The organism is Chryseobacterium sp. FW101-FHT12H09, assembly GCF_058790395.1.
In genome coordinates, this window is sequence record NZ_JBYTCP010000005.1 from 513,373 (window position 1) to 527,588 (window position 14,216).

8 protein-coding genes are annotated in these 14,216 nt (G+C 36.3%); 4 read left to right on the forward strand and 4 right to left on the reverse strand.

All coding sequences use genetic code 11. The features are described 5' to 3' along the window. The first annotated feature begins 125 nt into the window (after positions 1-125). The 4 genes from AC3WRL_RS21375 (at position 126) to AC3WRL_RS21390 (ending at position 4,347) form a co-directional block, all read left to right on the forward strand. Entirely contained in the window at positions 126-584 is a 459-nt protein-coding gene (locus tag AC3WRL_RS21375; protein WP_214827809.1) for a transposase, read from the forward strand. Continuing rightward, complete coding sequence (locus AC3WRL_RS21380) at positions 571-897, forward strand: helix-turn-helix domain-containing protein (RefSeq protein ID WP_214827806.1); 327 nt, start codon at positions 571-573, stop codon at positions 895-897. Before AC3WRL_RS21375 ends, AC3WRL_RS21380 begins: the two co-directional genes overlap by 14 nt. 28 nt (positions 898-925) lie before the next feature. Then, a complete protein-coding gene (locus AC3WRL_RS21385; RefSeq protein WP_492331207.1) occupies positions 926-1,843 on the forward strand; it encodes a hypothetical protein in 918 nt (305 codons plus the stop codon). Positions 1,844-2,148: 305 nt separating this feature from the next. Next, positions 2,149-4,347, forward strand: a complete 2,199-nt coding sequence (locus AC3WRL_RS21390; protein ID WP_492331208.1) for a T9SS type A sorting domain-containing protein — start codon at positions 2,149-2,151, stop codon at positions 4,345-4,347. A gap of 355 nt (positions 4,348-4,702) precedes the next feature. Here AC3WRL_RS21390 and AC3WRL_RS21395 read toward each other — a convergent pair whose 3' ends face one another. The 4 genes from AC3WRL_RS21395 to rplL form a co-directional block, all read right to left on the reverse strand. Next, on the reverse strand, positions 4,703-5,011 hold the full coding sequence (locus tag AC3WRL_RS21395) for a DUF3467 domain-containing protein (protein WP_089027859.1): 309 nt from the start codon (positions 5,009-5,011) through the stop codon (positions 4,703-4,705). 86 nt (positions 5,012-5,097) lie between these two features. After that, on the reverse strand, positions 5,098-9,363 hold the full coding sequence (gene rpoC, locus AC3WRL_RS21400) for a DNA-directed RNA polymerase subunit beta' (RefSeq protein ID WP_214827793.1): 4,266 nt from the start codon (positions 9,361-9,363) through the stop codon (positions 5,098-5,100). An 80-nt stretch (positions 9,364-9,443) separates the two neighbouring features. Continuing rightward, a complete protein-coding gene (gene rpoB / locus AC3WRL_RS21405) occupies positions 9,444-13,265 on the reverse strand; it encodes a DNA-directed RNA polymerase subunit beta (protein WP_214827789.1) in 3,822 nt (1,273 codons plus the stop codon). Between the two features lie 547 nt (positions 13,266-13,812). Continuing rightward, a complete protein-coding gene (gene rplL / locus AC3WRL_RS21410; protein ID WP_034710359.1) occupies positions 13,813-14,178 on the reverse strand; it encodes a 50S ribosomal protein L7/L12 in 366 nt (121 codons plus the stop codon). Between the last annotated feature and the right edge of the window lie 38 nt (positions 14,179-14,216).

The following is a 14,216-nucleotide window of genomic DNA, read 5'->3' on the forward strand; positions in this document are numbered from 1 at the left end:
ATAAAAAATAAATTTATTTTCAAATTTAATTTATATCCCATATAACTGATTTACAAAAGTACATAATTTTACAAAAAACATACAAGGAAAGCAAAAAAAACAAAAAAACACTATTCAAAAGATAAATGAATCACCCTATACAACAAAACTTTAAACATATCCATATAGGTCAATACCTAAAGATTAAAGTTGAAGAGCTTCAAGTCCCAATGGCTAGGATCTGTAATTTTCTAAATGTCTTAGAAGAAGAAGTAGAAATAATGTATCAATCTGAAAGTATAGACAGTCGGCAATTATTGAGATGGAGCAAATTACTGGAGTATGATTTTTTCAGGTTGTATTCCCAGCATTTAGTACTCTACTCACCACCTTCAAAGCAAGGGTTGTCCATTACTGAAAATAATAAAAAAAGCAGACTGCCAGTTTTTAAAAAGAATATTTATACCCGGGAAATAATCAATTTTATTTTAGAACTGATCAGCAGTCAACAAAAAACAAAGCAACAGATTATAAATGAATACAGAATCCCTAAAACCACACTCTATAAATGGATATCAAAAAACACCAAATATGAACAACCCTAATTACAATAAAATTTATAGTGATCTGATTGAAAAAGAATTTCCTGAAAGAAGGAAAGAGCTCAATCCATTATTATCCAAAGAAATAAAAACTTCTCTTGAATTTATTGAAATACACAGAAGTATTTTCACTCATCAGACCAAAGAAATGCATGCTTTTAATCAGAAACTTCATTCTTATGATCAGATAAGTATCCAAAAAATTATAGAATATCAGAGAGTGAACAAAATCAATAATATACAGACCTCTAAATTATTTGGAATAAGCCGAAATACACTTGCCAAATGGAAAAGTCAATTTCCATTATCACTATAAAGGAACAATTAATTTTAAACACAAAGCAATGAGAAAAAAAATCTATTATTTAGCAATTTGTATAATTTATTCATTATCGATGGGCAATCTGTCCGCTCAGATCGGAATAGGAAACAGCACTCCAAGGGGAGCACTTGATATCAACAAACCTACCACCAATAATATGGGACTTGTACTGCCTATTAATGCAGATCCTAATAATCTCATCAACCCAATAGGTGGCTCTGTAGCAATAGGAACCATTATGTATGATTCTACTCTCAGCTGTGTCAGGGTTTTTAAACCATCAGGCTGGTCCAACTGCTTATGTGATGATTGCAAAAACACAGATCCTGCTTTCACATTAACCTGCGATGGAGCTCTTGCAGGAATCTATAAACCGGGAATTAGCAGCTCGGGAAGCAAAGTAATTAACTACACAGCCGGCCAGGGACAATCTTACGGAGCCATCAGTATTGCATCTACAGGTGTTACCGGCCTTACTGCTACAGCACCTGCAGGTACCATGGCAAATGACAGTGGCACCATTGCACTCAGCATCAATGGTATACCAAGTGGTGAAGGTATTGCTAATTTTGCGATAGCCCTGAGAGGACAAACGTGTCATTTCCAAATACAAGTAACCTCCGCTAACAACTTTGCTTTCAAGTGTGGAGAAGCTCAATTCTTCGGAAATACTACTGTAGGCGGAACGTCTTCAGGGCAACTAAGAATCCCCTATATCAATGGTAATGGTGCAAACTATGCTGGTGGACAAATATTTAATTCAACTGGAGTTACAGGCTTAACTGCCACCTCTCTTCCTTCAACACTTGATAACAACAATCCTCTTGATTTCACAGTAACCGGAACTGCCAATCAGCAAGGCTATGCTGTTTTCAATATAAGCATTTTAAATTCAGTACCATGTGCAGCTACGATCCAGGTACCCATTGAAAATCATTAAACCAAAAGTATTAAAAAGATCAGAATTCAAGTGATCTATTTCATTGTACTATTTTTCACAGATTTGATCATAGATAAGATACAAGTCAACATTACACCATTCTGAATAAAGTATGGCAATAGAATCTTCTTGAAAAATAAATATTAAAAAACATAGATGAATTGTATGGGTGTACTATGTTTATATGCTACAGCTTTCAACAGAAATAAAGCATTACCCTCACATGCATTTTTGTTGGCAACCTTAGAAAAATCACCTGTACAGACTAAATTATTATACAATTTTTTAACCTAAAAATTTCAGTTATGAAAAAAATCATTTTTTTGTTAGCTGCTTCAGCGCAATCGCTGGCAATGGCTAATGACATCCATTTTGATAACAAAATGGAAACATCAAAATTAACGGCAAGCAGATTCATCATGCCTTCAGGAATCTCATCCTCCAGCGTTAATTTTCTTAATTCAGAATATTACGCTAATGTATATTCTACAGGAACTCTGGCTGTACCGTACACTGGGGGAGCTTATTCGGCAATGAGTATAGCATCCCAAGGAGTAACAGGATTAACAGCCGTAGCCAATGCCGGAACTGGGGGGAATATTACGTTCAATATAAGTGGAACTCCCTCTGCCGTAGGTACAGCATACTTCTGGACCGTTATCAATAATACTCCTGTTCAATTCCAGGTTACTGTAAAAGAAGCGTTAAGCAGCGAAAGGGTAGCCTCTTTAGACTGTTCTTCTGCAACCGTTGTCGGAACTTTTTCTGCAAACATGCCAAGCGCAGGAAGCAAGGATATTCTATATACAGGAGGTAACGGACGTCCTTATTTAGAGAAACAAATAATCTCTACCGGAGTAACCGGATTAACTGCTGTATTGAATAGTGGAACATTGAACTCCGGTAATTCAGTTCCGGGAAAACTTTCACTTCAAATTTACGGTGTTCCAAGTAGTGCAGGAAAAGCTTATTTCACAGTATCTTTTGGTGGACAAAATTGTACTTTCTCTGTAGATGTGACCGATGCTGACGGAAGTGTTCTTTCTTTAAACTGTGCTGCATCAGAAGCAACCGGATCATTTATAGTAGGCGCTAATAGCAATGGTGCAAAAATAGTACAGTATTTCTCTGGTAATGGAAAAGCTCATGCTCCGCAAGTGGTACATTCTACTGGAGTAACAGGGTTGACCGCAGTACTTACTGCCGGAGTATTGAACTCTGGTAATGGTAGCATTACTTACCAAATTTCAGGTGTTCCCGCTAGTGCAGGTACTGCAAATTTTGTAGCAAGAATAGGAAATCAAACTTGTACATTTTCTGTAAATGTAAATAATTATGCTAGTATTACAAGTTTAAACTGTGCTGGTGCATTAACGGGTACTTACAGAAAAAACAGCTACACCGCTAACGGAACTAAGGTAATCAGCTATCAAGGAGGTGTGTCAAGTACTTACAATCAAATGACTATTAACTCTACAGGAGTAACAGGATTAACCGCAGTAGCACAAGCTGGATTATTAAATAACGGTTCCGGTACTATTACTTATAAAATTACAGGAACACCTCAATCAAGTGGCACAGCTACATTCACTGTAAACATCGGAAATAAATCTTGTACATTTAATGTAAGAGTAGAGGACGAGATCTTCAATGCGAACTGCGCTTCTGGCGATTTCGGTTTTGATATCTCCGAGAACCCTAATGCTCCTACCATTCTTACCATCGGGGGAGAGCAGGTAAGAGTATATAGAATAACGTCATATACAAGACCATATACAGCGCCTTGTACACATCCATATGCCAGGACTTCACAAAGTGGAATAATTATGAATGAACCATGCAAAATATTCAGAACAAAGACCTTTATTAGGAGTATGACGTTAGTTTTTGACAGACCGGTTAATAATATTGGGTTCAAATCATCATGGTATGATGTAGCAACTGATGATGCGATAATACAAACCAATGGAGGTGGAACTTTAGAAATGAAAGGAATAACAGGTAATTCTTCATTAATCACGAACAGTAATGGAAATTTCCTGAGAACTGCAAGATCCGCAACTAGAGAAAGAAACTCATCAATTGCTTATATCATTTCATCAACTATGCCGTATACTCAACTTACTATAACTGGAGGTGATATTATGGCAGTATTTAATGGATGTAGCGCAAGAGTAGAAGACGGTAACGATGGCACAGTTTCTAACAGAATGGCGTCAGTTTCAGCAAATGCAATGAAAAATGATATTGAAACAAAAACTGTTACAACCAAGGAATCAACGACATTAAAATTATATCCAAACCCAGTAAAAGATTTCCTTAAGGTTTCTCCTATCAAAGGGAAAGCTTCATATCAAATCTTTAATTTAGGAGGAAGACCAGTCGCTTCTGGTACTGTTTCAGAAGATACTGCAATAGATGTTACAAAACTTATGCAAGGTACTTACATCCTTACAGTAGAAGATGCTGATGGAAAGCATAGCAATAAATTTTTAAAAGACTAATTTTTAATGTCTATTTAAATATAAAAACTGTTTAAAAATTCTATACTGAAGAATAGAAAAATCATAAAACAGCAAAAGATGGCCGGAAAAATCCGGCCATCTTTATTTTATAGATCAATTTTATATCAAATAATCCGTGATATTAGTAGAACTTTTTAGCCTGAAATATGATATGTAATCGGATCAGTATTTACTTACTGGGAAAAAAAGGCAAAAATACAACCATAATATTTTTATGTACCCCATCAGAATTTTAGATATTTTTTTAAGGTTAATTTTTATTATTAATCTTACATGATATAATAAAAAAATGCCTCAATAAATTGAGGCATTCTGATTTATTTTAAGAAAAATCTTATGCTTGTACATTGTTACCTCCTAAAACGAAAGGCTCAACTTCTTTGATTTCTCCAAATTGTTGCTCGTAGTTAGCGATGTTTTGTTGAAGAGCAGATAATACTCTTTTAGCATGAAGAGGAGCAAGAATGATTCTTGATCTTACTTTAGCTTGTTGAACACCTGGCATTAATTGGATGAAATCCACTACAAACTCAGATGGAGAGTGGTTCACTAAAGCTAAGTTAGCATAGATACCAGCAGCTACCATTTCATTCAGTTCGATGTTGATGTTTCCGTCTTGTGGATTTTGATTTTGATTGTCCATGTTTTCTTTAAATATTTTTTTGTTTAAAAAGTTTCAGGCCTCTAATTTAAAATTTAAACTTGAATCCTGAAACTTTTATATACATTTTAGTTAATATCTTCGAATTCTTTTTTAGAACCTACGATTACACTCTGATACTCTTTAAGACCTGTACCTGCAGGAATTCTGTGTCCTACAATTACATTTTCTTTAAGACCGCTAAGGAAATCTACTTTCCCAGCAACTGCTGCTTCGTTAAGAACCTTAGTGGTTTCCTGGAACGATGCTGCAGACATGAATGACTTGGTTTGAAGAGCTGCTCTTGTGATCCCTTGCAATACAGGCGTTGCTGTAGCAGGAAGTGCTTCTCTTACTTCTACCAGTTTTTGATCTTCACGTTTCAGTTTAGAGTTTTCATCTCTTAGTTCTCTTGCTGTAATCATCTGACCTGGTCTGAATTCTTTTGACTCACCAGCTTCAACAACTACTTTAAGACCAAATACTCTGTTGTTCTCTTCTAAGAAATCGTATTTATGTTCTAAAGCTCCTTCAAGGAATTGAGTATCACCTCCGTCAACGATAGATACTTTTGTCATCATCTGTCTTACGATAATTTCAAAGTGCTTATCATCAATTTTTACCCCTTGCAGACGGTAAACTTCCTGAATTTCATTTACAAGATATTCCTGAACCGCAGTTGGACCTTTAATTCTTAAGATATCATCTGGAGTAATAGAACCATCAGAAAGCGGAGAACCAGCTCTTACGAAGTCATTCTCCTGAACCAAGATCTGATTAGAAAGTTTCACTAAGTAAATTTTTCTTTCTCCTGTCTTAGCCTCTACAATAAGTTCACGGTTACCTCTCTTAATTTTTCCATAAGAAACTACCCCATCAATTTCTGTAACAACCGCTGGGTTTGAAGGGTTTCTTGCTTCGAATAATTCGGTTACTCTTGGAAGACCTCCGGTGATATCCCCTGCTTTTGCAGATTTTCTTGGGATCTTGATCAAGACTTTACCAGCCTTAATTTTTTCACCATCATTTACCATTAAGTGGGCTCCTACCGGTAAGTTATAAGCTCTTTGCTCAACACCTTTAGAGTCTACCACCTTCAAGGTAGGTACGGCTTTCTTATTTCTAGATTCAGAGATTACTTTCTCTTCGAATCCTGTTTGTTCGTCAATTTCCAACTGGAATGAAATACCCTGAATAATATCTTCGTATTCTACTTTACCAGAAGTTTCAGCAATGATAACCGCGTTATACGGATCCCACTTACAGATAATATCACCTTTCTTCACTTTATCACCAGGTTTTACCGCCAATACTGAACCGTAAGGTACGTTAGCGATCATCAATGGTGTTTTAGTTTCGTTATCAGCGACTAATCTAAATTCCGTAGAACGAGATACTACTACTTCAGCAGTGTTTCCGTTTTCATCTTCAGAAGTAATTGTTCTTACTTCATCCATTTCAACGATACCATCTCTTCTTGCTACGATTGAAGGATTTTCTGATACGTTACCTGCAGTACCCCCTTGGTGGAAGGTTCTCAATGTTAACTGAGTTCCCGGTTCACCAATTGATTGTGCACCAATTACACCTACCGCTTCACCCATGTGAATTACTTTACCTGTTGCCAAGTTTCTACCGTAACATTTAGCACAGATACCTTTCTTAGCTTCACAAGTTAATGGAGAACGAACTTCAACAGCTTCTAAACCTGTTTCTTCAATTCTCTTAGCTAATTCTTCATTGATCACCTGATCAGCCTCAGCAATTAACTCATCTGTTTCAGGATCATAGATATTATGAAGAGAAACTCTACCTAAAATTCTTTCAGAGATCTTCTCAACGATCTCGTCATTTTTCTTCAGGGCAGTAACCTCAGTACCTCTTAAAGTACCACAATCTACTTCTGTAACGATAACATCCTGAGCTACGTCTACTAATCTTCTTGTTAAGTAACCTGCATCGGCAGTCTTAAGAGCGGTATCCGCAAGACCCTTACGTGCACCGTGGGTAGAGATAAAGTACTCTAAGATCGAAAGACCTTCCTTAAAGTTTGCAAGGATCGGGTTTTCGATGATCTCCGCACCAGTAGAACCGGCTTTCTGCGGTTTTGCCATCAAACCTCTCATCCCTGATAACTGACGGATCTGTTCTTTAGACCCCCTCGCACCAGAATCAAGCATCATATATACAGAGTTGAATCCACCTTGATCGGTTTTCATTCTGCTCATGATCATCTCAGTTAATCCAGCATTTGTGTTTGTCCAAACGTCAATTACCTGGTTATAACGTTCTGTATCTGTAATAAGACCCATGTTATAGTTGGCTCTAATTTCATCTACAGTTCCGATTGCCTGAGCGACCATTTGTTTTTTCTCAACAGGAACTACAATATCCCCAAGTGAGAACGAAAGACCACCTTTAAATGCGTTCGAATATCCAAGATCCTTCATTGCGTCCAAGAACTTCACTGTTGTAGGGAAGTCAGTATCTGCAAGAATTTTACCGATAACGTTTCTTAATGATTTCTTAGTTAGAAGTTCATTAATATATCCTGATTGTTTAGGTACAATTTGGTTGAACAAAATTCTACCAACTGTCGTTTCAATTAATCTAATTACTAATTCTCCATCTTCTTTAACCGGTAGTCTACATCTTACCTTAGCATTTAAAGAAACTTTACCTTCTGCATAAGCAATTTCTGCTTCCTCAGGAGAATAGAATGCAAGACCTTCACCTTTTACTTTCATATCTTCTGTAGAACTCAATTCTTTAGTCATGAAATAAAGACCAAGAACCATGTCCTGAGAAGGTACTGTAATTGGAGAACCATTAGCAGGGTTCAAAATATTCTGAGAACCTAACATCAATAACTGAGCTTCCAAAATCGCTTCTGGGCCTAACGGTAAGTGTACCGCCATCTGGTCACCATCGAAATCGGCATTGAAGGCTGTTGTTACCAACGGGTGTAGTTGAATAGCTTTACCTTCGATCATCTTAGGTTGGAAAGCCTGAATACCCAATCTGTGAAGAGTAGGTGCCCTGTTCAATAGAACCGGGTGGCCTTTCATCACGTTTTCAAGGATATCATAAACTACAGGTTCTTTTCTATCAATAATTCTCTTCGCAGATTTTACTGTTTTTACAATCCCTCTTTCAATTAGTTTTCTAATGATAAATGGTTTGTAAAGTTCTGCTGCCATATCTTTAGGGATACCACATTCGTGAAGTTTTAGGTTTGGACCTACAACAATTACCGAACGCGCAGAGTAATCTACCCTTTTCCCTAGTAAGTTCTGACGGAAACGACCTTGCTTACCTTTCAATGAATCTGAAAGTGATTTCAATGGTCTGTTTGATTCAGATTTTACTGCTGAAGATTTTCTTGTATTATCGAATAGTGAATCTACTGATTCCTGAAGCATACGCTTCTCGTTTCTTAAGATTACTTCTGGAGCTTTGATCTCCAATAGTCTCTTTAAACGGTTGTTTCTGATAATAACTCTTCTGTAAAGGTCATTTAAGTCAGAAGTAGCGAAACGTCCTCCATCCAATGGAACCAATGGTCTCAGTTCTGGTGGTATTACAGGAAGTACACGCATGATCATCCACTCCGGTCTGTTGATCATTCTAGTATTTGCACCTCTCAATGCTTCTACAACGTTCAATCTTTTAAGAGCTTCAGTTCTTCTTTGTTTAGAACCTTCATTGTGAGCTTTGTGTCTCAAATCGAAAGACAATGCATCAAGATCAATTCTCTTTAATAATTCTTCTACAGCTTCAGCACCCATTTTAGCGATGAATTTGTTTGGATCAGAATCATCAAGATATTGATTTTCAACAGGAAGAGTTTCCATGATATCAAGGTACTCTTCTTCTGTTAAGAATTCCATTTTATCAAAATCAGAACCATCTAATTTTTTAGCAATACCTTGCTGAATTACTACGTATCTCTCGTAGTAGATGATCATATCTAATTTTTTAGAAGGAATACCTAAAAGGTAACCGATTTTGTTTGGTAAAGAACGGAAATACCAGATATGAGCGATAGGAACAACAAGATTAATGTGTCCAATTCTCTCTCTTCTTACTTTCTTCTCTGTAACTTCAACCCCACAACGGTCACAAACGATCCCCTTATAACGAATTCTCTTATACTTTCCACAAGCACATTCGTAATCTTTAATTGGACCAAAGATTTTTTCACAGAACAAACCATCTCTTTCAGGCTTATGCGTTCTGTAGTTAATAGTTTCCGGTTTTAGGATCTCCCCTCTTGAATCCTGAAGAATGGATTCCGGAGAAGCTAAACCGATGGTTATTTTATTAAATCTACTTGATTTATTTTTATTTGACATTTTTTAGATTTTAGATTTTGGATTATAAATTTTGGATTTAAATTCTGAACTGATCAAAATTCAACACTCAAAATTTAAAATTATTCCTCTAGTCTTACATCAAGTCCAAGTCCTTGTAACTCGTGAAGTAATACATTGAATGATTCCGGAATACCTGGTTCAGGCATAGATTCACCTTTTGCAATTGCTTCATAAGTTTTTGCTCTACCAATCACGTCATCTGACTTCACAGTCAAGATTTCTCTCAAGATATTTGATGCTCCGAATGCTTCAAGAGCCCAAACCTCCATCTCTCCAAATCTCTGACCCCCGAATTGAGCTTTACCTCCTAACGGCTGCTGAGTAATTAATGAGTAAGGACCAATAGAACGTGCGTGCATCTTGTCATCTACCATGTGTCCTAGTTTCAACATATAGATTACCCCTACTGTTGCAGGCTGAGTAAATCTTTCTCCAGTACCACCATCATAAAGGTGAGTGTTACCAAATTTAGGAAGACTTGCCTTTTCAGTATATTCAGTAATCTGATCAAGAGTTGCTCCATCGAAGATTGGTGTAGCGAACGTCATTCCTAATTTCTGACCAGCCCATCCAAGAACTGTTTCATAAATCTGTCCGATGTTCATACGAGAAGGTACCCCAAGTGGATTCAATACGATATCTACTGGTGTTCCATCTTCTAAGAATGGCATATCTTCTTCACGAACGATTCTCGAAACGATACCTTTGTTACCGTGACGTCCTGCCATTTTATCTCCTACATTCAGTTTACGTTTTTTAGCAATATAAACCTTAGCTAACTTCATGATACCTGCTGGAAGCTCATCTCCGATAGAAATTGCAAATTTCTCACGGTTTTTAACCCCTTGGATATCGTTGAACTTGATTTTATAATTATGAATTAATTGTTTGATCAATTCATTTTTATCATTATCAACAGTCCAATCTGCACCGCTAACGTTAACGTAATCTTCAACTGAAGTCAATAATTTATGAGTAAATTTCACTCCTTTTCCGATAATTTCCTCGTCAAGGTCATTAGTAACCCCTTGAGAAGTTTTACCGCTTACAAGTGTATTTAATTTTTCAATTAAAGTATTTCTCAACTCATCAAACTTAGCCTTGTAAGTGTTTTCAATTTCTTCAAGTTTAAGTTTTTCTTCAGTTCTTTTCTTTTTATCTTTAATATTTCTAGAGAACAATTTCTTGTTGATAACAACACCTCTTAATGAAGAATCTGCTTTTAATGAAGCATCTTTTACATCACCAGCTTTGTCACCGAAAATCGCTCTAAGAAGTTTTTCTTCAGGAGTTGGGTCAGATTCACCTTTAGGTGTGATCTTACCGATCATAATATCACCAGGCTTTACTTCAGCACCAATTCTGATCATCCCGTTTTCATCAAGATCTTTAGTTGCTTCTTCTGAAACGTTTGGAATATCTGCTGTCAATTCTTCCATACCTAATTTGGTATCACGAACTTCAAGAGAATATTCATCCACGTGGATCGAAGTAAACCAGTCTTCACGAACTACTTTTTCATTGATTACGATCGCATCCTCAAAGTTATATCCTTTCCAAGGCATGAACGCAACCACTAAGTTTCTACCAAGAGCCAATTCTCCGTTTTCAGTAGCATAACCATCACAAAGTACCTGTCCTTTTTCTACAGTTTCACCAATTCTTACGTTTGGTCTCAATGTAATAGTTGTACTCTGGTTGGTTTTTCTAAACTTAGTCAGTTTATATGTTTTCGTAGCAGATTCGAATGATACTAAATCTTCGTCATCGCTTCTTTCATATTTAATAGTAATTTGATCAGCATCTACATACTCTACAGTACCATTACCTTCAGCATTGATCAAAATTCTAGAATCTTTCGCAACTTGTTGTTCCAGACCCGTACCCACGATTGGAGCTTGTGGCTTCAATAGAGGAACTGCCTGACGCATCATGTTTGATCCCATCAATGCACGGTTCGCATCATCATGTTCCAAGAATGGAATTAATGAAGCTGAAATACCAGAGATCTGGTTTGGTGCAACATCGATAAGATTAACTTCAGATGGCTCAACTACCGGATAATCTCCATCTAGTCTCGCAATAATTCTTTCAGTTAAGAATTCACCATTATCATTCAATTCAACGTTTGCCTGAGCAATAACTTTATCTTCTTCGTCTTCTGCATTCAGATAAATAGGAGCAGCATCAAGATCGATCTTACTGTTCTCTACTTTTCTATATGGAGTTTCGATGAAACCTAAGTTGTTAATTTTAGCATAGATACCTAAAGAAGAGATCAAACCAATGTTTGGTCCTTCTGGAGTTTCAATCGGACAAATTCTTCCATAGTGAGTATGGTGAACGTCACGAACCTCGAAACCTGCTCTTTCTCTTGATAAACCACCAGGTCCTAGGGCAGAAAGTCTACGCTTGTGCGTGATCTCTGACAATGGGTTGGTTTGGTCCATGAACTGAGAAAGCTGGTTGGTACCAAAGAATGAGTTAATAACTGATGTTAAAGTCTTAGCATTCACCAAATCAAGAGGAGTAAAGATCTCGTTATCTCTAACGTTCATTCTTTCTTTAATCGTTCTGGCAATTCTTGAAAGACCTACACCGAATTGTCCTGCTAACTGCTCTCCAACAGTTTTAATTCTTCTGTTAGAAAGGTGGTCAATATCATCTACCTCTGCTTTTGAATTTACCAATTCAATTAAGTGTCTTACAATAGCGATAATATCTTCTTTTGTAAGAACTTCAGTTGTTGTAGGAATATTAAGACCTAATTTTTTGTTCAATCTGTAACGTCCTACTTCTCCTAATGAGTATCTCTGCTCAGAGAAGAATAATTTTTCAATAATTCCTCTAGCTGTTTCCTCATCTGGTGGATCTGCATTTCTTAACTGACGGTAAATATATTCTACTGCTTCTTTTTCAGAGTTAGTAGGGTCTTTCTGTAATGTATTCTGGATGATAGAGAATTCATTGCTGTTTTCTTTGTGGATCAAGATAGATTTCACACCAGCATCAAGAATAAGATCTAAATGCTCTTTTTCAAGAACAGTTTCTCTATCCAGGATAATTTCATTTCTTTCGATAGAAACAACCTCACCAGTGTCTTCATCTACGAAATCTTCGAACCAAGTGTTCAATACTCTCGCAGCTAATGTTCTTCCCTCCACTTTTTTAAGAGCAGCTTTAGAAACTTTCACTTCTTCCGCAAGGTCGAAGATCTGAAGGATATCTTTATCAGATTCAAATCCGATAGCTCTTAATAAAGTAGTTAATGGTAACTTCTTCTTACGGTCAATATACGCATACATTACGCTATTGATATCCGTAGTAAATTCCATCCAAGATCCTTTGAAAGGGATAATTCTTGAATAGTAAAGTTTAGTTCCGTTTGCGTGGTAAGTTTGCCCGAAGAATACACCAGGTGAACGGTGTAACTGCGTAACGATAACTCTCTCAGCACCATTGATGATGAAAGAACCACTAGGTGTCATATAAGGAACCGGACCTAAATATACGTCCTGAACTACTGTTTGGAAATCCTCGTGCTCAGGGTCTGTACAATACAACTTAAGTCTTGCTTTAAGAGGAACGGAATACGTTAAACCTCTTTCTACACACTCGTCGATTGAATAACGTGGAGAATCTACCAGATAATCTAAGAATTCCAATACGAATTGGTTTCTTGAATCTGTAATTGGGAAATTTTCCTGGAAAGTCTTATGCAGACCTTCTTTTTTCCTGTCTTCAGGAAGGGTATCAAGCTGGAAAAACTCTTTAAAAGACTCTAATTGGATATCCAAGAAGTCAGGAGTAATAATTTTTCCTTTCGCTGATGAGAAATTAATTCTCTGATTTCCCCTAGTTGTTACTGTTGTTTTACTCATAAAACTTTTAAGAAGGGTTAAAAAATATTTTGATTTATAAAAAAATATCAGGAACAGAAGAAAGAAAATAGAGAAAAGATAAAAGACTTCAAATGTTTGGCGCTATTAGAAATAGTCTTTATTCTTTTTTCTTTATTCTAAGAATCTGATTCCTAACTGCAACACTGGTATATCTTTTCACAGCGTAATGCAAAATATTCTTAATACTTTTGAGGCAGAAATTTCGTAACACCTATAAACATAAAATCCCCTTCATCATTATGAAAGAGTTGATTTATAATATTTTATAGATTTACAAACAATTATTAGCGCCAAAAGAGGAGCAAAGGTACAAAAAGTTATCCACATTCACAAGATTTATTATGTAATGTATTAACGTAAAATGTATTAATGATTTCCAGAATGTGAATTAATTTTAATAAAACCTTTAACGATGCTGCTAAAAGCATTCTCAAACTTAAAATTAATACTGGAAATATATCTAAAAAGAATCAATAAAAAAAAGCCCGAACAAATGTCCGGGCTTATATTTGTAAGATAAACTGAATTATTTTACTTCTACTTCAGCACCAGCTTCTTCAAGTTGCTTCTTAAGAGCTTCAGCTTCGTCTTTAGAGATACCAGTTTTGATTGCAGCAGGAGCTCCATCTACGATATCTTTAGCTTCTTTAAGACCAGCACCAGTTAAATCTTTTACCAATTTAACGATAGCTAATTTAGATGCACCTGCAGCCTTAAGAATTACATCGAATTCAGTCTTTTCTTCAGCAGCTTCTCCACCACCTGCAGCAACTACTACAGCAGCAGCAGCTGGCTCAATTCCGTACTCATCCTTAAGGATAGTAGCTAATTCATTTACGTCTTTTACTGTTAAGTTTACTAGCGTTTCAGCTAAATTTTTTAAATCTGACATTGTTGTAATGTTTTTTGTTGATTATTTTATTTAATTTT

Bases quoted from the DNA above. Each gene is read 5' to 3' on its own strand.
- AC3WRL_RS21375 (WP_214827809.1), top strand. From the start codon at position 126: ATGAATCACCCTATACAACAAAACTTTAAACATATCCATATAGGTCAA.
- AC3WRL_RS21380 (WP_214827806.1), top strand. From the start codon at position 571: ATGAACAACCCTAATTACAATAAAATTTATAGTGATCTGATTGAAAAA.
- AC3WRL_RS21385 (WP_492331207.1), top strand. From the start codon at position 926: ATGAGAAAAAAAATCTATTATTTAGCAATTTGTATAATTTATTCATTA.
- AC3WRL_RS21390 (WP_492331208.1), top strand. From the start codon at position 2,149: ATGAAAAAAATCATTTTTTTGTTAGCTGCTTCAGCGCAATCGCTGGCA.
- AC3WRL_RS21395 (WP_089027859.1), bottom strand. From the start codon at position 5,011: ATGGACAATCAAAATCAAAATCCACAAGACGGAAACATCAACATCGAA.
- rpoC (WP_214827793.1), bottom strand. From the start codon at position 9,363: ATGTCAAATAAAAATAAATCAAGTAGATTTAATAAAATAACCATCGGT.
- rpoB (WP_214827789.1), bottom strand. From the start codon at position 13,265: ATGAGTAAAACAACAGTAACAACTAGGGGAAATCAGAGAATTAATTTC.
- rplL (WP_034710359.1), bottom strand. From the start codon at position 14,178: ATGTCAGATTTAAAAAATTTAGCTGAAACGCTAGTAAACTTAACAGTA.